The 18,176-nt window shown below is 62.6% G+C and carries 21 protein-coding genes; 9 read left to right on the forward strand and 12 right to left on the reverse strand.

The annotated features are described in order from the left end of the window. Nucleotides 1–24: 24 nt before the first annotated feature. The 3 genes from AC1DD5_RS01130 (at nucleotide 25) to AC1DD5_RS01140 (ending at nucleotide 1,918) form a co-directional block, all read left to right on the forward strand. Entirely contained in the window at nucleotides 25–867 is an 843-nt protein-coding gene (locus AC1DD5_RS01130; RefSeq protein ID WP_442016611.1) for a hypothetical protein, read from the forward strand. A gap of 84 nt (nucleotides 868–951) precedes the next feature. Further along, the gene (locus tag AC1DD5_RS01135) at nucleotides 952–1,422 is read left to right on the forward strand and encodes a MarR family winged helix-turn-helix transcriptional regulator (protein WP_442016610.1); all 471 of its coding nucleotides are present in this window, start codon (nucleotides 952–954) and stop codon (nucleotides 1,420–1,422) included. An 88-nt stretch (nucleotides 1,423–1,510) separates the two neighbouring features. Continuing rightward, a complete protein-coding gene (locus AC1DD5_RS01140; protein WP_442016609.1) occupies nucleotides 1,511–1,918 on the forward strand; it encodes an ester cyclase in 408 nt (135 codons plus the stop codon). A 25-nt stretch (nucleotides 1,919–1,943) separates the two neighbouring features. Here the strand turns inward: AC1DD5_RS01140 and AC1DD5_RS01145 are convergent, their stop codons facing one another. Beyond that, entirely contained in the window at nucleotides 1,944–2,567 is a 624-nt protein-coding gene (locus AC1DD5_RS01145; protein WP_442016608.1) for an NADPH-dependent F420 reductase, read from the reverse strand. Nucleotides 2,568–2,601: 34 nt separating this feature from the next. Continuing rightward, nucleotides 2,602–3,336, reverse strand: a complete 735-nt coding sequence (locus AC1DD5_RS01150; protein WP_442016607.1) for an SDR family NAD(P)-dependent oxidoreductase — start codon at nucleotides 3,334–3,336, stop codon at nucleotides 2,602–2,604. A 126-nt stretch (nucleotides 3,337–3,462) separates the two neighbouring features. Here AC1DD5_RS01150 and AC1DD5_RS01155 point away from each other — a divergent pair, with 126 nt between their 5' ends. Continuing rightward, nucleotides 3,463–4,059: a TetR/AcrR family transcriptional regulator gene (locus AC1DD5_RS01155; RefSeq protein ID WP_442016606.1), complete on the forward strand. Its 597-nt coding sequence runs from the start codon at nucleotides 3,463–3,465 to the stop codon at nucleotides 4,057–4,059. A gap of 222 nt (nucleotides 4,060–4,281) precedes the next feature. Further along, nucleotides 4,282–4,659: a hypothetical protein gene (locus AC1DD5_RS01160; RefSeq protein ID WP_477520409.1), complete on the forward strand. Its 378-nt coding sequence runs from the start codon at nucleotides 4,282–4,284 to the stop codon at nucleotides 4,657–4,659. Here the strand turns inward: AC1DD5_RS01160 and AC1DD5_RS01165 are convergent. From AC1DD5_RS01165 to AC1DD5_RS01195, 7 genes are all read right to left on the reverse strand, one after another. Beyond that, a complete protein-coding gene (locus AC1DD5_RS01165) occupies nucleotides 4,631–5,074 on the reverse strand; it encodes an SRPBCC family protein (RefSeq protein ID WP_442016604.1) in 444 nt (147 codons plus the stop codon). The two genes, AC1DD5_RS01160 and AC1DD5_RS01165, sit on opposite strands and share 29 nt — an antisense overlap. A gap of 83 nt (nucleotides 5,075–5,157) precedes the next feature. Further along, entirely contained in the window at nucleotides 5,158–5,874 is a 717-nt protein-coding gene (locus tag AC1DD5_RS01170; RefSeq protein WP_477520410.1) for a hypothetical protein, read from the reverse strand. A gap of 128 nt (nucleotides 5,875–6,002) precedes the next feature. Continuing rightward, nucleotides 6,003–6,257 (reverse strand): hypothetical protein, encoded by a 255-nt coding sequence (locus AC1DD5_RS01175; protein WP_477520411.1) that lies wholly within the window; start codon nucleotides 6,255–6,257, stop codon nucleotides 6,003–6,005. A gap of 11 nt (nucleotides 6,258–6,268) precedes the next feature. Then, entirely contained in the window at nucleotides 6,269–7,165 is an 897-nt protein-coding gene (locus AC1DD5_RS01180) for a carbohydrate ABC transporter permease (protein ID WP_442004637.1), read from the reverse strand. Beyond that, nucleotides 7,162–8,199 carry a carbohydrate ABC transporter permease gene (locus AC1DD5_RS01185; RefSeq protein ID WP_477520412.1) on the reverse strand — a complete coding sequence of 346 codons (1,038 nt, stop codon included), beginning with the start codon at nucleotides 8,197–8,199 and terminating at the stop codon, nucleotides 7,162–7,164. The genes AC1DD5_RS01180 and AC1DD5_RS01185 overlap by 4 nt, the downstream gene beginning before the upstream one ends. A 7-nt stretch (nucleotides 8,200–8,206) precedes the next feature. Continuing rightward, nucleotides 8,207–9,490 carry an ABC transporter substrate-binding protein gene (locus AC1DD5_RS01190; protein ID WP_442016594.1) on the reverse strand — a complete coding sequence of 428 codons (1,284 nt, stop codon included), beginning with the start codon at nucleotides 9,488–9,490 and terminating at the stop codon, nucleotides 8,207–8,209. A gap of 62 nt (nucleotides 9,491–9,552) precedes the next feature. Beyond that, complete coding sequence (locus tag AC1DD5_RS01195) at nucleotides 9,553–11,214, reverse strand: glycoside hydrolase family 13 protein (protein ID WP_477520733.1); 1,662 nt, start codon at nucleotides 11,212–11,214, stop codon at nucleotides 9,553–9,555. 288 nt (nucleotides 11,215–11,502) lie between these two features. On the opposite strand from AC1DD5_RS01195, the gene AC1DD5_RS01200 reads away from it, so the two are divergent. Beyond that, on the forward strand, nucleotides 11,503–12,546 hold the full coding sequence (locus AC1DD5_RS01200; RefSeq protein WP_477520413.1) for a LacI family DNA-binding transcriptional regulator: 1,044 nt from the start codon (nucleotides 11,503–11,505) through the stop codon (nucleotides 12,544–12,546). Nucleotides 12,547–12,555: 9 nt separating this feature from the next. Here AC1DD5_RS01200 and AC1DD5_RS01205 read toward each other — a convergent pair whose 3' ends face one another. After that, nucleotides 12,556–12,825, reverse strand: a complete 270-nt coding sequence (locus AC1DD5_RS01205) for a hypothetical protein (protein WP_442016592.1) — start codon at nucleotides 12,823–12,825, stop codon at nucleotides 12,556–12,558. A 322-nt stretch (nucleotides 12,826–13,147) separates the two neighbouring features. Between AC1DD5_RS01205 and AC1DD5_RS01210 the strand changes: the two genes are divergently transcribed. From AC1DD5_RS01210 to AC1DD5_RS01220, 3 genes are all read left to right on the forward strand, one after another. Further along, entirely contained in the window at nucleotides 13,148–13,471 is a 324-nt protein-coding gene (locus tag AC1DD5_RS01210) for a PadR family transcriptional regulator (RefSeq protein ID WP_442016591.1), read from the forward strand. Continuing rightward, on the forward strand, nucleotides 13,468–14,247 hold the full coding sequence (locus AC1DD5_RS01215; protein ID WP_442016590.1) for a permease prefix domain 1-containing protein: 780 nt from the start codon (nucleotides 13,468–13,470) through the stop codon (nucleotides 14,245–14,247). The genes AC1DD5_RS01210 and AC1DD5_RS01215 overlap by 4 nt, the downstream gene beginning before the upstream one ends. A gap of 220 nt (nucleotides 14,248–14,467) precedes the next feature. Continuing rightward, complete coding sequence (locus AC1DD5_RS01220; RefSeq protein WP_442016589.1) at nucleotides 14,468–15,655, forward strand: FAD-dependent monooxygenase; 1,188 nt, start codon at nucleotides 14,468–14,470, stop codon at nucleotides 15,653–15,655. Nucleotides 15,656–15,776: 121 nt separating this feature from the next. On the opposite strand, the gene AC1DD5_RS01225 is transcribed toward AC1DD5_RS01220, so the two are convergent. Next, on the reverse strand, nucleotides 15,777–17,066 hold the full coding sequence (locus AC1DD5_RS01225; RefSeq protein WP_477520414.1) for an MFS transporter: 1,290 nt from the start codon (nucleotides 17,064–17,066) through the stop codon (nucleotides 15,777–15,779). 5 nt (nucleotides 17,067–17,071) lie between these two features. Then, nucleotides 17,072–18,157 carry a sugar phosphate isomerase/epimerase family protein gene (locus tag AC1DD5_RS01230; protein WP_442016587.1) on the reverse strand — a complete coding sequence of 362 codons (1,086 nt, stop codon included), beginning with the start codon at nucleotides 18,155–18,157 and terminating at the stop codon, nucleotides 17,072–17,074. Nucleotides 18,158–18,176 lie beyond the last annotated feature (19 nt).

Here is an 18,176-nt window from a genome sequence, read left to right on the forward strand (position 1 = left end):
GGGTTATTTTCAGTGGGGGATTTGATGACGAATGACACGGATGGTGCGTCTTACGGCCAGTTGAACGTGCCGGCGATGCCGCTGCAACAGCCGCAGTCCTTCGCGCCGCCGGGCTCGCCTCCGTATGGATCGTCGCAGCCCTTTGCAGCACCCGCTGTTGCTCCGGCGCCACACCAGTACCAGCAGCCACCTTTCCAGCAGGGGCCGTTCCAGCAATCACCTTTTCAGTACCAGCCGTATTACCAGCAGCAGCCATTCCAACATCCTGGCTTCGGACCCCCACCCTTTCCGCAGAATCCTGCGCCGGAAAATTGGTCCAGCGGTTCCAGGAAGCGCTTAGGTCCATCCTTTTGGATCGTCGGGGCATTGCTTGCCGTACTTGCCCTGGCCAATGCTGTTACGGGGAATGGCGAATCGATCCTGATCTTCATCGGCCTGGCAGCGTTGCTTACTGGTCTCTATTCGCTCATTTTCAAGAGGCCCTCTTGGGTTGCGCTACCAAGCAAACAGGCGGCGATAGTGGTTGCGGTCGCGGGAGCGGCCTCGCTTTTCCTCGGCGTGGTTGCTGCCGGGACTGAAGCCGTTCGTGATTCGGCCGTTGCCGCTGCTCCAGGAGCTGCTCCGCAAGGTCCGAGCACCCTCCAAGACGGGATCATCCAAGACGGGACGTGGATCGTTGGGAAGGATATCGCGCCGGGCACGTACCGAACCACAAAAGAAGTCACACGGGCCTGCTCCTGGCAGATCACGCGCCCAGACAGCATTGACAGCTCCGAGGGAGCTGTGACGAGTGGATTCCCCCTGGTGAAACTGGTCCGGGGCCAGAGGTTCATCACCGAAGGCTGCGGAGGCTGGGCAAAGCTGTAGTCTCTGCCCAGCAGCCGCTTGTAACTCCACTTCTTTGTTTCCGTAGAACTATATTCCATGGAAGCAAAGTGTTAGAGTCTCTTCATGATCAAGGGCATCGAAACTGGGTCTCTATATCCTCTCTTCAGCGAACTGACCCGATTGGAAACCGAGCTGTGGGACGCGCTCGATAGCAGATTGCGCAAAGAGCATGGCCTCCCTATGAGCAGATTTGAACCAATGGCCGTCGTCGATCGCCTGGGTGCGTGCCGGGTTTTCGATGTGGCCTCGGCTCTTGCGATTACCGTCGGGGGCACGAGCAAGCTCATTGACCGGATTGAAAAGGCCGGACATTGCCGTCGGAGAAATAATCCGGACGATCGCAGATCCTCCCTCATCGAGCTAACGGCGGACGGCCGCATGCTGCTGGAACGGGCCAGGAAGACTGTTGAAGCCGAGCTGGATCTGCGGCTGAATCCCGTGCTTACCGAGCAGGACACGCATGATCTCGTGGAACTGCTGGGCCGGCTGCGAAATGCCAATCGGTCGACGGCGGCTGCCGAGCGAGCGAGCTGACACGCTTGCGGGACCCGGGTTCATCAATCAATAGCCGCTAACCAGCGGTATATGCCGTACCCAATAGAGACGTGAAGGAAGCAGCAAAATGACTGAAGAGCTCCGCGGACGCATGGACCGATTCGTTGAATTCATCAATTCAGCCGACGAAAAGATTGGTGATGAGATCATCTCACCGTCGGCAACGTTCCATGTGCCCTTTCTGCCAGAGCCAGTGCAGGGTCCAAGCGGCTACCTCGAAATCATCGGGATAATGCGACAGGCGTTTCCCGACGTTCAGTGGTCACTGGAGGAAACCATCATTGAAGGAAACACGGTTGCCGCACGATTCATCCTTCGTGGCACACACCGAGGAGACTTCCTCGGCGTACCTGCGACAGGCAAACCCATCCAAACGCAGGCAATGAACATCTATCGATTCACAAACGGTCAAATCAGTGAAGAGCACGGTCTCCCGGACCTCTTCGGACTGATGATGCAAATCCGACAGGACTAGGTGAAGGTCCCTGTGCCCAGGTGGTTCAGCCGGTGAATTCGTTGGCGCCCAGAGCGAAGTCCCAGTGGCCCACCCCGTTGCCAGCGAGGCCCACCGTGACCAGGCCCATTCCTTCGAGCCAGTGAGCCATTTTCAGGCCGCCGACGTCCCGAGCGCGCAGCCCGAGGCTCTTGATGAATGCCGCCACGTCCTCCTTTGCCTGCCCATTGTCACCGGCGATGAAGACGTCGGGCTGACCCTTCTCCAGGACATTGCGGAAGATCGTGTTGAATGCCTTCACCACGCTGGAGCCAACAGGGGCAATTTTGGCGACTTCCTGCGCGATTGAGGTCGCGTCCTTATGGGCCAGCCCGTCGAACGTGGGGTTGAAGGGATTGCTGATGTCCACGATGACCTTGTCCGCGAGGGCGTCTCCGAACTCGGCGACCACCGGAACGACGCCGTCGTACAACAGGGCGGTGATGACGATGTCCCCGGCAGGTGCGGCACCCCACGTACCCGCCGTCGAACCCCCGCCCAGAACCTTGGCCAGGCGATCTGCCTTGGACTGATCACGTCCCATGACCTCGACCGTATTGCCGCCCGCCACCGCGAGCGTGCCGATGGTGCGGGCCATGTTTCCGGTGCCAATAATGGTGATGCTGCTCATGAGTTGTGCTCTTTTCTTGGTCTCTAGGTGTGTTTCAGAGTGAGGTGGTGCCGCCGTCTGCCACCAGTTCCAGGCCATTGACGTAGCTGGAGTCGTCGGAGGCGAGGAACAGGGCAACTGAGGCGATTTCTTCGGGACGGCCCATCGTTCCGCGGGGAATGAGGGCTTCGAATGCTGCCTTGGTTGCGTCGTCGAAAAGTTCTGCCTGTTTGGCCGTGGCCACTTGCCCGGGGGTCAGGACGTTGACGCGGATCTTCCGGTCGCGCAGTTCGTTGAGCCAGACGCGGGCCCAGGCTTGCTGAACAGCTTTGCTTCCCGCGTAGAGGCTCCATCCGGGGAAGGCGCCGAGGGAGGCGTTGGATCCGGTCATGAAGATCGAGCCGTTGTCGTTGATCAGCGGCAGCGCCTTCTGCACCGTGAACAGCGTGCCGCGGGCGTTGAGCGAGAAAGCGCGGTGGAATTGTTCTTCGGTTATCTCGCCGAGGGCGGCCGGTTCGCCCATCCCCGCGCTTGCCCACAGCACATCGATCGAACCCTTTTCCCGCTTGACGGTGTCGTACAAGCGGTCCAGGTCGTCCAAGTCGGCCGCGTCACCCTGGACGGCGGTGACGTTGCGGCCGATCAGTTTGACGGCGTCATCCAACGCTTCTTGCCGTCGGGCCTGGATGAAGACGTGTGCTCCTTCCTCGACGAAGAGTTTTGCGCCTGCCAGTGCCATGCCGGTGGATCCGCCGGTGATCACAGCGATCTTGCCATCAAGCTTTCCCATGAGTGCTCCATTCATTGCCGCGCCGATGCTAAGTACACCGATCTGAGTGCTTAACGTATCCACGTCATTGGATGGAGCGCAAGTTAAGTACACCGATCAGTACCGTTTTTGGGCTAAGCTGGAGGTATGACGGAGTTGGAGAAGGGGCCGAGGGGAATGCGCCGCGGTAGAGGTGCGCGGGAGCGCATCCTCAGCGCATCGCAACAGCTGTTCCGCGATCAAGGCATCAACTGCACGGGGATGGACCAGCTCTGCTCGGTGGCTGAGGTGTCCAAGCGAACGCTTTACCAGCACTTCCCCGGCAAGGACGAGCTGATTGCCGAGTGCCTCCGCCAGTTCGATCCCGATATCTTGCCCGAGGTCTTCGACCGCACCGACCTCACACCCCGCGAACGGCTCCTCGCCATCTTCGACATCCATGCGCCCCTGTGCCCGTTCATCGCGGCGGCCGTCGAAATCCCCGACCCCGGTCACCCGGCACGCGAGTACGCCCGCAACTACAAGAAAGACTTTGCCGCCCGGCTCATCGATACCGCCCGCGACGCCGGCGCCAACAACCCCGAGCAGTTGGGTGAGCAGCTGGCGCTGCTCCTGGACGGCGCCTCAGCCCGCAGCCGGGTCCTCAACACCGACACCTTCGCCACCGCCGCCGCCATTGCAGCCGTCCTCGTAGATAACGCCCTTCCCGCGGCAATGTCAGTGGGGCCGGGATACACTTCGTGATGGCAACGTGGGGGACGTCCCCGTTGCATGCGAGAGGGCGCGCCAATGGGACAAGAACAGCCGCAGACCGATCAGTCAGATTCTGCAGGTCAGTACGACGTTGTGACGGTGCCAACAAGCGGAGCGCCCGCACTTATTCCTGACGGTGCTACAAGGTTCAGGCGCTATTGTCTGGGATTCTTCGACCTGATATCAGGGTTCTTAACTGCGGGGATTACAGTCGTGTACACGGTAGCGGGGAACGGGGAATTTCAGGACTACCAGACTGCCGGCACATTCGTACCCGCCGGATGGATCGCTGCCGTCGTTGCCATCTGCGTAGCCTTCGGCGTGGTTGCTCTCGCCGGCATCTTTGTTGGGATCTGGAATCTGAGTGATTTGAAAACAATGACCCCCGCGCCGCTGATCGCAGCTATCGTTTTCTCCGCGGCTTCCATCGCCATGACCTTGGTCTTCTTCCCCGGTCCATTAGCTGACCCACCCAAAGTTGCGTGGTCCCTTCTCCACGGTCTTGTCATTGTTATGACGATCAGAATCCTTCGGCAAGAAGGTATCCGCTCCCTCAAGGCTGCTATCCGGGGCCCTCGAGCCGCTCCTTAAGCCGCCGGTGGCTCGCTGGGGCACCCCGCGAGGCGAGCTGACGTACGGCGGGCACGAGCGCCTTGCCGAAGCCGTGCCCTTCGAAATCGAGCTCGAACGTCACACGCGACCTCGCGCCGTCGTCGAGCGGTTCGACGTCGATGCTCGCGTGAGGGCGGATCGGGCCCTCGACGCCGTGTGCGGAGAATCGATGCGGCGGCTGAACCTCCGTGATCTCCTGGGTCATCGTGCGCTCGTTGGGGCCGATCCGGCGGGTGGTGGTGAACCGCGACCCGACCTCGCGGCTGCCCGCGCCCTCGAAGTGCACCTCCATGACGTCAGCCTGCCACTCCGGGAAGCGCAGCGGGTCGCTCGCATACGCAAAAACCTCATCTGGCGGACGGTCGATTTCTATGGTGTGCGTGAGTGCTGACATGGCTCCTCCTTCTCCTCCATCGTCTCTCAGTCCAAGCGAATTCGACCCGGCAAGTTTGGATCAATGAGAGGGGAGACCATGGGTCAGCCGCGCGCCACCCAGTCCGCGTTCGTCGACCGCCACACCGCCGCGGAAACGAATGTGAGCCCGACGATCTCAAGCGCGCCACCGGCCACGGCGAACCACTCGTTGCCGACGACGATGTTGGTGACGTGGCCGATGGTCCAGCAGATGATGAGCGCGCCAGCCCACCACGGCACCCCGACGGCGCGGCCGGCCAGGATCACCGCGAGGCCGAGCAGTAGCGTGCCAATAATATTGCCGATGGCGAAGAGCAGGTAGAACGGCTGGCCCCACGTCCCGGCGGGTGATGCATCCAGGGCGGCGGCCGCATCCACGCCGCTCGTGGCCAGGGCGATCCTGTCCAGGTTGGCGAAGCTAATGCCGAAGTAGCTGATGTAACCGGCGACCATCAGCGCCACCGCCCACAAGGACAGCCGCGGACGGGCCGGACGCAGCAGTCGCAGCGCAGCGGGAAGCCCGAGCACTGCCAGCAGTGATCCGACGAGGGCGAACATGACGGCTGCCAACAGCGGGCCGGGAGCCGCAGCGGCCAGCTCGAGGCCACCGGCGGAGCTGCCGGTGTCGCTGAGGCCGGTCGAGGTTGATGCGCCGGCGTAGAGCGCATTGCAGACTAGTTGACAGACGAAGGCAACCGGCAAGGCGATCGCGGCGCTGCGGCGGCGGAACCCGGCGGTGGGATCCAGGACTGGATCCGGATCGGAAGCCGAAGCATTCATGGCCTGACTTTACGGCAGTGCACCAGCAGCAGGAAGGGGCGTGAGTGTTCGGCTCATGCTGCCACCGCTCCGAGGCGGCCCCGCTCAGTCCGGGTCCTCAACACCGACACCTTCTGCCGTGCAGGTTCCTAGTTCTGCCGGGTGGCAGTCCTTGCGGGCAGACGCCGGCGAAGCCGCACCATGCCGTAGAGGGCCAGGAGCACGCCGAGCAGGCCCAAGGCCCAGCCGAGGGCCGGCTGGGCGGTCACCTCCATCCAGACGGTGACGACCAGCAGGACGACGGCCCAGAACCCGAGTAATCCGATGATGATGTCGAAGTCCTCCCCGGAGCGGATCCGCCGGTGTTCACGGCGGACCCTTCCATCGTTCTGATTCGCGTGCACTTCCGTACCTGTCACTTGACTGCGCCCGCGGTGAGGCCGGCCACGATCTTGCGCTGGAAGACCAGGACCAGGATCACCAGCGGAATCGTGACGATGGTTCCGGCAGCCATGATCGCGGTGTAGGGAATCTGGTTCGGCTGCGCTCCGGCGAAGTTCGCAATGGCCACTGTGACCGGCTGGGTTGCATCGCTGGAGAGCTGGCTGGCGATCAGGAATTCATTCCAGGAGGAGATGAACGCCAGGATTGCCGTGGTGAAGATCGCCGGCGCCGCGAGAGGCATGATCACTTTGCGGAACGCCTGGCCCTGCGTGCAGCCATCCACCCGGGCCGATTCCTCCAGCTCCCAAGGCATTTCGCGGAAGAAGGAGGTCATGGTGTAGACGGTGAGCGGCAGCACGAACGAGATGTTCGGGATGATCAGCGCCTGGTAGGTGCCCATCCAGCCAATGTTGGTAAAAAGCTGGAAGAGCGGGGTGATAAGGGCAACGCCCGGGAACATGGAGGCTCCCAGAATGAAGCCCAGCACGAGGTACTTGAATCGGAAGTTCAGCCGCGCCAGTGCGTAGGCGGCGAATACACCAATCAGCAACGAGACAGCCGTGACGACCACGCCGATAAACACACTGTTCAGCAGTGCCTGACCGAACCGGTTGCCGAAGGAGGTATCGAAGGCGGTGTTGAAGTTATCCAAGGTGACGTGGGTGGGAAGGATCGAGGTGTCGTAGGTGAAGCCGACATCGCGGAAGGCCGTGACCACCATCCAGTACGCGGGCGCCAGACACCAGATAAGGATGACTGCGGCGCTGATGTAGGTGCGCCCCTGGGCCCACTTCTCACGGTTCTGGGCCATCTTGCGGCCCCTGTCCTGTTCTGCTCTCAGGGCAGTTGTGGCTGTCAGGGTGCTCATTTCTTCCCCTTCCGGGTCGCGCCGCTTTGTTCGACGACATTCGCGCCCAGGAAGCGGACGAAGATGAACGCGACGATGAAGATGATGATGAACGTGATGGTCGATAGCGCTGCCGCCGAGTTGAACCCTTGCCTGATCTGGTTGATCACCAGGATGGACAGTGTGGTGGTGTTGTTCGCGCCGCCGGTCAGGATGTACGGGAGGTCGAACATACGCAGTGCGTCCAGCGTGCGGAACAGGATGGCCACCATAAGCGCCGGCTTCACCAGCGGGAGTGTGATCATCCGGAACCGCTGCCAGGCAGTGGCACCGTCCACCTTGGCAGCCTCGTAAACCTCGGCCGGGATCATTTGCAGGCCGGCGAGGATCAGCAGCGCCATGAACGGCGTCGTCTTCCACACGTCGGCGATGATAATCGCCCATTTTGCCGGCCATTCACTACCGGTCCACAGGATGGTGGTGTTGAACAGCTTGTTGGCGATGCCTTCGAAGGCGAAGATGAAGAACCACAGCTTGGCCGTGACGGCCGTGGGAATGGCCCACGGCACGAGCACGGCGGCGCGGACCAAGCTCCGGCCCTTGAAGGTGCGGGCCATGATCATGGCCATCCAGAAGCCCATTACGGTTTCCAGGGCCACGGTGACAACGGTGAAGAAGAAGGTTGTTGCAGTGGCTGACCAGAACTGGCCGCCGAGGGTTCCCGCCGGACAGGCCACGGTCCCGCCGCCCGGGGCTGAACACTGCTGGGCGATCCAGTTGACGTAGTTCAGGAGGCCTGCCGGGCCGCCCGCGGCGAAGAGTCCAGTGGCGGGATCGAGTCCGGCGTCCTTCTGGAGGGACAAGACAATGGCGCTGATGATCGGGTAAACGATGACGATGCCCAAGGCGATGACGGTGGGGGCCAGGAGCCAGGAAGCCCACTTGCCTTGACTGAGGATCTTGTTGTCCTCACCTACGCTCTTGGAGCCGCGATGGCTGGGGGTACCGCCCGACGCCGGTGACTTGACCGGCGTCGGACCTAATTGGGTTGTCATGGCAGAACTACGATCCCGCGGAGGCGGATTCGATGGACTTCTGCATGTCTGACAGCGCAGTGTCCACGGGCTTCTCGCCCTTGATGGCTGCGTAGGCGTTCTCCTGGATGGCCTTGGTCACGGCAGGGTAGAAGGGGGTGACTGGGCGGGGAACGGCGTTCTCGATGGAAGTCTTCAGGACCGGCAGGTACGGCAGTTTTGCCACAAGTTCCTTGTCCTCGTACAGCTTGGTGAGTACGGGGGCGAGGGAGCCTTGAGTGGCGAAGAACCTCTGGGATTCCTCCGAGGTGATGAACTTCAGGAAGTCAGCTGCGGTGGCCTTGTTCTTGGAGTAGACGCTTACTCCGACATTGTGGCCGCCAAGCGAGGATGCACCGGGACCGTCTTTGCCCGGTAGTGCCGTCATGCCGAGCTTGTCCGCGACCTTGGAGGAGCCTTCGGTGGTGGCCAGGTTGTAGAGGTAGGGCCAGTTGCGGTGGAAGAGAAGCTTGCCGTCTTGGAAGGCCTGGCGTCCCTGTTCCTCCTGGAAGGTGATGGCTTCCGTGGGGATGTTGCCATCTGCGTAGGCCTTGGCGAGGTTCTCAAGTCCGGCCTTGGCCTCGGGGGTGTTCAGGCTGGGCTTGCCATCTTTGTCCAGCACAGAACCGCCCGCGGAGTTGATGGCCTCAGACGCGTTGACGGTCAGGCCCTCGTACTTGCTGAACTGACCGGCGTAGCAGCCGATGTTGTTGGCCTTGGCGATGGAGCACATACTCATCATTTCGTCCCAGGTCTTGGGCGGCGTGGGGACGAGGTCCTTGCGGTAGTACAGGATGCCGCCGTCGGAAGATTCCGGTGCTGCGTACAGCGTTCCCTTATAGGAAGCCCCGTTGACCGTGGAAGGGAGCATTCCGGCGGTGTCGATCGCCATCTTGTCCTTGAGCGGCTGCAGCCACCCCTTGGCGGCGAATTCCGCGGTCCAGACGAGGTCGACGGTCATGACGTCATACCCGGCATCTTTGGCCTGGAAGTGCTGGACCAGGTCGTCGTGCTGCTGGTCGGCCTGATCCGTCTGCTCCTTGAACGTGACCTTCTCGTTCGGGTGTGCGGCGTTCCACTTCTCGATCAGGGGGCGGACGACGTTGTTGTTGTCCTTGCCCTGGACGTAAGTGATAGGCCCGCGGCCGTCCAAACTGTTTGCGGCGTCGCCGCCACCGGCTGTGGTCCCGCCGTTGGCGTTTCCGCCGCAGGCGGAGAGCGCCAGGGCGCCTGCCATTATTAGTGCCGCCGTGGCGGACAGCTTTACTTTCATGATTACTCCTTCGTAAGTGAACCCCGGCAGGGACGCCGGTGGGTCGAGGGGTGTGAACGGGTTCAGATGATCCACGCGGTGGTGTCCGCGGGAAGCTTTCGATCCACAAGGGGACCGCTGCTGACGACGACGGTGCCCGCCGGCAAGTCGACCGGCTCAACGCCGAAGTTCGTTATGGACTGCCAGCCGTTGGGTCGGATGAAGTGCAGCACCGCATCATTTCGGTGGTTGATCCATTTGAGCTGTTCCTCGGTCTGAAGGCTGCCCCGGAGCCGCAAGGCCTCACGGTAAAGGGCAAGCGTGGATCCGGGGTTGTCCTGCTGGGTTGCCACGGCGTAGGCGCTGAACCATTCCGGCTGCGGCAGATGCGCCGTGGCTTTACCGAATCCGAATGCGATGCCTTCGGTAGTCCAAGGCAGCGGGACGCGGCAGCCGTCACGGCCGACGTCGACGCCCGGGTTGCGGAAGAAAGTCGGATCCTGACGGTCGGCGTCGGATATTTCGACGACTTCATGCAGGCCCAGTTCCTCGCCCTGGTACAGGTACGCGGATCCTGGCAGGGCAAGCATCAGCAGGGATGCGGCCCTGGCCCGTCGCAGGCCCAGTTCACGGTCCAGGGCAGGTTCGTTGCCGCCGGACATCAGCCACGCCTGGGCGGGTCCGTTGCGCCCGGGGCCCTTGGGCAGCCCATAGCGGGTGGCATGCCGGACGACGTCGTGGTTGGAAAACACCCAGGTGGAGGGCGCGCCGGTGATCTCGGATTCGGTCAGGTTGCGGGTGATGATCTCCCTGAACTGTCCGGCGTCGAAGGCTGCCTGCAGAAGATCGAAATTGAATGCCTGTCCCAGACCCTCGGGGCTGGCATAACGGCTGCGTCGGTCAGCATGCACCCAGGCTTCGGCGACGGCGGTGCGCGGCGGGGTGTACTCGTTGAACACGGCCCGCCATTCTGCATAGATCTGGTGGACTTCGTCCCGGTCCCAGAACGGGTGCTTACCGTCCACGGTCTCGTTCTCGGCCGCCAGTTGAGCCTTTGCCGGCAGCGGTTCGGTCAGATCCTTGGCCAGGGCATGCGCCACATCGATGCGGAAACCGTCAACACCGCGATCGGCCCAGAAGCGCAAGGTCTTGAGGAAGTCCTCGCGCACGTCCGGGTTGTCCCAGTTGAAGTCCGGCTGCTCCTTGGCGAACAGATGCATGTACCACTGCCCGGCAGTGCCATCCGGTTCGGTAATGCGCTCCCAGGCCGGGCCGCCGAAAAGGGATTCCCAGTCCGACGGCGGCAACTCGCCCTCCGCGCCCTTGCCTTCACGGAAGATGTAGCGGTTCCGGGCGGCGGAGCCCCTGGATCCTGCGAGGGCCTCCTTGAACCACTCATGCCGGTCAGAGGAGTGGTTGGGCACGATGTCCACGATCAGCTTGATGCCCGCGGCGTGGAGCGCAACGGTCATCTCATCGAAGTCCGCCAGGCTGCCCAGCCTGGGGTCCACGTCGCGGTAATCGTCCACGTCGTAGCCGCCGTCTGCGAGAGCCGACGGGTAGAAGGGGCTCAACCAAACGGCGTCAATCCCGAGTGACTTCAAATACGGGACCTTGGCCGTAATGCCTTTGACGTCGCCCAGGCCGTCACCGTTGGAATCAGAGAAGCTCCGCGGATAGATCTGGTACACGGCGGCTTGCCGCCACCAGTCTGCACTCGACACGTCCTCGACGTCGGCATGCATGGTTGGGGTTTTGGTGCTCAAGAGAGGGTGCTTCCTGTTCTGCTTTCCGGGCATCATTGCCGGTTTTCGACGGGCGGGATTGGTCGAAGCGATTCGTCGACGCGACTCGTCAGCTGTGACTTGAGTCTCTTACGCAAACGTTTGAGTTAAAGATAGGTGCTCAGATCTGCACGGTCAAGCGTTAATTTCTGGGACCAGGAGTTGCTGGCCTTCGCGTTCAAGTGAACATGCTTCGTTTTTGAGCAAAATTTACGCAAACGTATGCGTTCAATCCAGTACTATTGAAGAATGGCCAATGGGGATCGACATTCAGTGAACATGGTGGACGTAGCCCGGGAGGCGGGCGTTTCGGTGAGCGCAGTCTCGCGCGCCCTGGCAGGGGGCAAAGGCGTGTCCGAACGCACCCGCCTCAAGATCCAGCAATTGTCCGAACAACTTGGCTACGTCGTCTCACCCGAAGCCTCGAAACTCGCCGGCGGGCGAACCGGACGCGTTGGGCTTATCACTCCCATGATCAACGAGTGGTTCTATTCGGCTGTCATCGCCGGCGTAGCTGCAGAACTAACGGCCGCCGGTATCGATGTGCTCCTCTACCCTCTCGATAGCTCCGAAGACAGGCGCCGGTTTTTCGAGGAACTCCCCGCGCGTCGAAAAGTAGATGCCATCATCAATATTGCTTTCCCCATCACAGAGGAGGAGTGGGAGCGTCTTGACGCCATGGGGGTTCACGCCATTGTGGCGGGAAGCATTACGCCTGGGCGTCCTTCGGTCGGGATCGATGAGGAGTTGGCGGCGCGACACGCCGTCAATCATCTGCTGGGGCTGGGACATCGGCGGATCGCGATGATCAGCAGTGTTGACCCGGAAGGCAGACAATACTCCGCCGATGTTGGCCGCGAGCGAGGATACCGGAGTGCACTCGCCGCGGCAGGTTTTGACGCTCATGAGGAACTCGTGGTTTCCGTTCCATGGGGCCTTGATGGCGGCTCCCAGGGCATGGACAAAATTCTGACCCTGTCTCGCCTGCCCACCGCAGTATTTGCCTTTTCTGACGAAGTTGCCTACGGCGCTCTTCAAAGCCTGCGGCGATCTGGCCTTCGCGTCCCCCAGGATATGTCAATCATCGGGATCGACGACCACCCGATGGCAGAAACGATGGACCTCACAACCGTCCATCAAACACCGTTTGAGCAAGGCGTACTTGCCGGCCGTCTCTCGCTAAGCCTGATCAAAGGGGAGTTAACCGACCAGCAAATCGTCTGCCCGGCAAACCTGGTTGTTCGACGCTCAACTTGCCCCCCTTCTGCTATTGAGAAGGCTTCGCCGGCGTAGCTTGCGGGGTCATTTGTGGATGGGCTTGGTCAGGTTGAGGCTGATTGTCTGGCCTGGGGCCAACTCTCCGGAGGGCAGGTCTGAGAAGGCGTACCAGACACGGTCGGTGCCGGTGAGCGGGCGGTTCGCCGATTCCAGATCCGCGATTTCAGGCACGCCGAAGCGGAAAGCGATCTGCCGCTCAGTATCCCCTGGAGCGGTGGTGTAGGTCAGGGGGACGCCTTCGGCGTCGGTGGTGAATGTGCCATGGGCGCCCTCGATTGCGACTTCGCCGGGCATGAGTCTTACCCTGGTCCCTGCGGGGATGGGCCGATCTGTCGTAAGGGTTGTGTTCCACCGGAGCAACTGGTCGGTGGTGCACCGGAATTTGTAGCCGAGGCTGTCGAAAGAGTCACCGTCGACGGTGGTGTAGTAAATCGTTTGGCCGAAGGAATTGTTGATGCTCGTTCCTCATGCCCTGTTAATGTCCGGCAGCCAACAAACTGTAACGAGAATCTTGGAAAATCTTGAAACACCCAAAACTGATAGAACGCGATGCTGACTTCGATAGGAATGCGGGTGCTCTTGCCAGCACTACGTCCCATACCTAGACTGCCTAGGTATGGGACGTAGTTCAGTGAACGGACAGCTTGACCTTCTTCTGCTCAGCTCGCTCGGTGCGGGCGAGGCACACGGCTACGCGCTGATCGCACGCATTCATGAGCGCAGCGGCGCGCGGATCGAGCTCCAGGAGGGTTCGGTCTATCCCGCACTGCACAAGCTCGAGGCGGCGAGGTGCGTCGCGAGCCGTTGGGCAGATGACCCCGGCGGCCGCCGGCGCGTCTATGCGCTCACCGAGGCCGGGCACGCCGAACTAGCCCGCATGGTGGAGGAATGGAAAGGCTTCTCCGCGGCAGTCCGCGGTGTTCTTGGAGCGGCGTCGTGAGCGCGGAGAACGGCGCCGGGACTGAAGGGGGGCCCATCGACGCTTACCTTGACGAGCTCTTCATCGCCGCGCGGGACGGTGATCCCGCCGCCGGGCGCCGGCTCCTCGCCGAGACAGAGGCGCATTTGCGCGAATGCGCCGCCCGGCTCCGCGGGCAGGGCATGAGCCCGGAGGACGCCGAGCGCGAAGCTGTCCACCGCTTCGGCCCAGTCGACACTGTGACGCCAGTCCTGCGCCCGTCACTTCACGACGTCGCCCGGCTGCCCCTGCGCGCGTTCCTGCGCCCCGTGGTTGGCCTCGCGGCCATTGGCGCAATCGCCGTCGGGGTCAGCGGCGCCATATCGGAGCTGTTCGGCCGGATCTGGGGTGCGGGCTTCGTAGCCGGCGACCTGCCCGGTGTCGCCTACACGGCCGCCAGATGTGCGGTCCTGCAGGCGCCTTACCCCGGGCTCGACTGCGCCCAGGCCGCCGCCGAGCATCACTGGGGCGAGGTCGTCGAATACCGCGTAGTCCTCGGGGTGCTGGGCCTTGTCCTCCTGCTCGTATGGCGACTCCTGCCCCGCGAAGCCGTACTCCCGGCAGGCCTCGCGCCGGCGCTCGCAGCCGCGGCCTTCCTGCTCGCCGCCGCGGCGACCGGCGTCCAAGCCCTCAACGCCGCCGTCCAAGGCTGGCAGGGCACAGGCGCGTGGCTGAGCGCCGTCGTCGTCGCCTTGCCGCTCGCCGGGGTGTTCGCGGTAGCCGCCCTGCGCAGGATGCGAATGAAACCCAGTTCATAACACCGCGCGACGACGGTGCGCCCGCCATTTTATCAGCGATTACCAGGAGCCACCTTTGCGAGACCGTCACACGCCTCGCCCGCAGAGCACAGCTGGAGACCAATCCGAATCTTTCGCTCTGGACAGCGACCGGGGGAACGGCCAAGAATAAGCGATCAGGGACATTGGAGCTCCTGCTGGGTGACCTTTGGCCCGGCTGAGCTGATCATTCGAGGTAAACATGAAAGCCGTGGTTGTCGGGGCGGGCATTGCGGGGCTCGTCGCTGCCCGCCAGCTCGGTTTGGCTGGCTGGGACGTTGAACTCCTCGAGAAATCCTCGGCTCCGCGCCGCGATGGGTACATGATGGACTTCTTTGGCCCAGGGGTAGAAGCGGCAGAGCGGATCGGCCTCTACCCGAGGCTCGCAGACGTGGCCTACCACGTCGAGGCCGCCGAGTACGTCGATGCAACAGGTCGCCCCACATCCAGCCTCGACTACGACCGGTTCGCCAGACTTGCCGGCGGGAAAGTCTTGAGCCTGCTGCGCCCTGACATGGAGCGGGTGGCACTCGCTGCCCTCGACGACGTCGACGGCGGCTTGGTCCGGATCCGCTACGGGGCGCCGGTTACCCAAGTGTGGAGCGATGGCGGTGGCGTGCGGGTCGCAATGGATGCTTCCCCGGGCGGCGCAGTCAGTGCCGACGTCCTCATCGGCGCGGACGGGATCCATTCCAGCGTGCGTGCCCAGGTGTTCGGGCCCGAAGAAGAGTACCTGCGCCCTCTCGGCATGCGTGCCGCCGCGTTCATCGTGACCGAGCCTTTCCTGAATAACCGCTTCCGGAACCGGTTCGTCCTTAGCGACACCATAGACAGGATGGCCGGGCTCTACAATCTGCGCTCGGACGAAGTGGCGACATTGATGGTCTACCGTGATACCGCAGACCCGGCGGGCTTCGTGGGATCCGGGAGTGCGCGGGATCGGCTGCGCCAAGAATTCGCAGGACTCAGCGACGCGGTCGACCGTGTGCTGCAACTGTGCCCTGAACATCCGTACGACGATGTCGTGGCGCAGATCATCATGCCGGGCTGGCAAAAAGGACGGACAGTTCTTCTTGGGGACGCGTGCGGCGCAGTGTCGCTCCTCGCCGGTCAGGGTGGCTCACTCGCGATCGCGGGGGCTGCGCTCCTGGGCGACGTCCTCGGACCCGTGACTTCACCCGAGGGAATCAGTGCGGCCCTCAGCGAATTCGAGCGACGCTGGCGACCCGTCGTTCGCGAGGCCCAGGCAGCCGGGAGGCGCGCAGCGACATCATTCCTGCCCAAAAACCGGACACAACGCCTCCTGCGTCGATGGATCATCAGGGCAACGCATCTTCCCGGAGTAGACAGGTTGGTGGCCCGCGGGATTGTGGGTCGGATCGCCAAATAGGTCCTAACTTCAGAACCAGCCCACGCCCACAAACTGGTGTTGTTGCCGCTAAGGCCCGTACCTCTTCGGTACGGGCCTTAGCCATGGCGAGGACGGGGGCCGGTTGGCTCCGGCGGCCAGGTTAGATGTTGATTGCGGCCTTTCGGGTTTGGGCGGCGCGGGTGAGCCCGCTGGCTACGAGTGTTCCCACGAGCGCGAGGGCCGCGAGCACGATGAACACGATGTGGTATCCGCTGGCGCCCGGGTTGGCGTCGAGGATTGAGCCGTAGACCATGAATGCGAACATCCCGGGCGCATAGCCGACAAGGCAGGCGATCCCGAAGGCGGTGCCGCTGGTTTCCTCGGGGATTCCGACTTCGTCCATGGGTGCCCAGAACACACCGCGCATGGTGAAGACGATGAGCGAGAACAGAAGGGTGACGATCATGGCCGGGATCTGGGTGCCTGGGTCGGCGGGGAGTAGCAGCAGCACGGCCAGGACCGGGATGAGGCACAGGAACGCGAGCCGGATGTACCGGCTTGCACTTTTGAAGACTTTGTCAGCGAGCAGTCCGCCGATGGGACCGCCGAGGATTTTCAGTCCGTACTGGTTGATGATGCCGTAGGCGCCGACGAGCGCGACGGGCAGTCCGTAGACGTAGGTCAGGTAGGGGATGAAGTAGGTGAGACCGCAGTAAACCACGTAGACCATGAACACGGTGAAGCTCACCCACCACAGCTGCGGCTGCTTCGCTGCCCGCCAAATTTCGGCCAGTCCTGCCTTCTGCTTGGCCGGTGCGGGTTGGTCGTTGGTTTGTTGGATTGTTTTGTTGCGCAGCAGCAGGAACAGCAGGACGCCGACGGCGATGTCGATGATGGCGTAGAAGGCGATGGCCGCACGGAATCCACCGGAACCGGAACCCATCAGGACGAAGACTCCCAGTGCCGAGAATGCCACGGCGGTATCGACGACGCCGCGGCCGCCTTCGAGGAGGCCGAATAGCCGTCCCTGTTCTTTGGACCCGCCGAGCTGGCGGATGCTCTTTAGCAGGGCGGGCCAGACCAGGCAGTCTGAGCATATGGCGAGCAGGGCGAAGACCAGCAGCAAGGTGTTGAAGCCCGGGAAGGTGCTCAGGAACAGGCCCAGCGCGCCGGTGCCGATCAGGCCGGCGGGGATGAGGATTCGCGTGGAGATCCGGTCGGCGAGGAAGCCGCCGACGACGAAGAGTGCTGTGGCTACGATCGAGTTGACGCTTAGCAGTGTGCCGATCTCTGTATGGCTGAGGCTCATGGCCTCCTGCATGGGAACGTAGAAGGCGTCTTTAAGGTTTGCGAGCTTGTAGATCGTGCCGCCAGCCATGACGAGAAGCGCGAAGCGGATCCATTTGCTCGCGTTGAGGGCTTTCGCGGATTTCGTGGCGGTTTTGGTCATCGTGGTCATTGTGCACCTGCCAGGGAGTTTGTGGTGTGGAGCTGTGCGACGGCGATGTCGCGCAGGGACTTGAGGAGGTCTTTCACGTAGTTGACCTGGTGGTCGGCCCAGCCGGGTTCTGCGGCCAAAAGCTCTTCCTGGGTCCAGCCTGAGGGGATGCCCGTCGTGCTCAGGTCGCGGTAGGGGATGTATGGGTTCGTGCCCTCATTGGCGTGGCGGAAGGCGGGGGCGTAGTAGAGGTTTTCCTGTTCAAGGGCCAGGGCGATGACCTGGGGCTCGGTTTCGCCAAGCATCAGGAGTTCGAAGAGCATCCGCGCGCCGGGGAGGTCGTCGTCGGGGCTTCCCTGCAGTACGCCGCGGTGGCCGAAGCCGTCCCCTTCGGGGAGGACTTGTACGCCTTTCAGGTGTGCCTGCAGGATGTGCGGGGCGAGGGTGGAGAGGGCGTCCATGGGACGTTCGCAGGCATTGATCATGTTTCCGAAATCGAACATGGCGTGGAGCCGTGGATGGGCGAGGCGGTTCAAGAGCTCGGCGATCTCGCTTGAGCGCAGCTCTTCGTGCTGTTCGAACGAGAAGTGCAGGTCGTGCTCATCAGCGGTGGCTGCCAGCCGCTGCAGGTCCTGCTCGATGAGGTTCATGACCTGCGTGAGGGTGCCGGCGAAACGTGAGTAGACGCGGATGTGCCGGACGCCGAGGAGTTCCGCGATGCGGACCGCCTCGTCCACGTCCGCGCGAAGTGTTGTGCTGATCTCGAGGTGGATGCTCAGGCCCAGGTGGCGTGCCCGCTCGGCGAATCCGCGCAGCTGGTCCTCGTTCATCCTGCTCAGGCTTCGGTCCTCCCCGTCGAGGAGATGGATGCAGACGCCGGCGAGGCCGTGGCGGTGTGCGAAGTCGAGCACGTCATGGGGCCCGTACGCGCCGTAGGTGAGGTTGCCCAGGAGAGCGTATGCATGGGCGAACAGGGGCGCCGCGTCGATCCGTTGGATCAGGGTGCGGGCCAGCTCATCGGTCAGGCGGGGAAGGGATTCGATTTCCGCGTTGTTCAGGCGCGGACTGAGGAGGGCCCGGAATCGGGCATCTGCTGGGGGCATCGGTGGGCTCCTGGGAGGC

The sequence above is a fragment of the Paenarthrobacter sp. 10L420 genome (assembly GCF_056395385.1).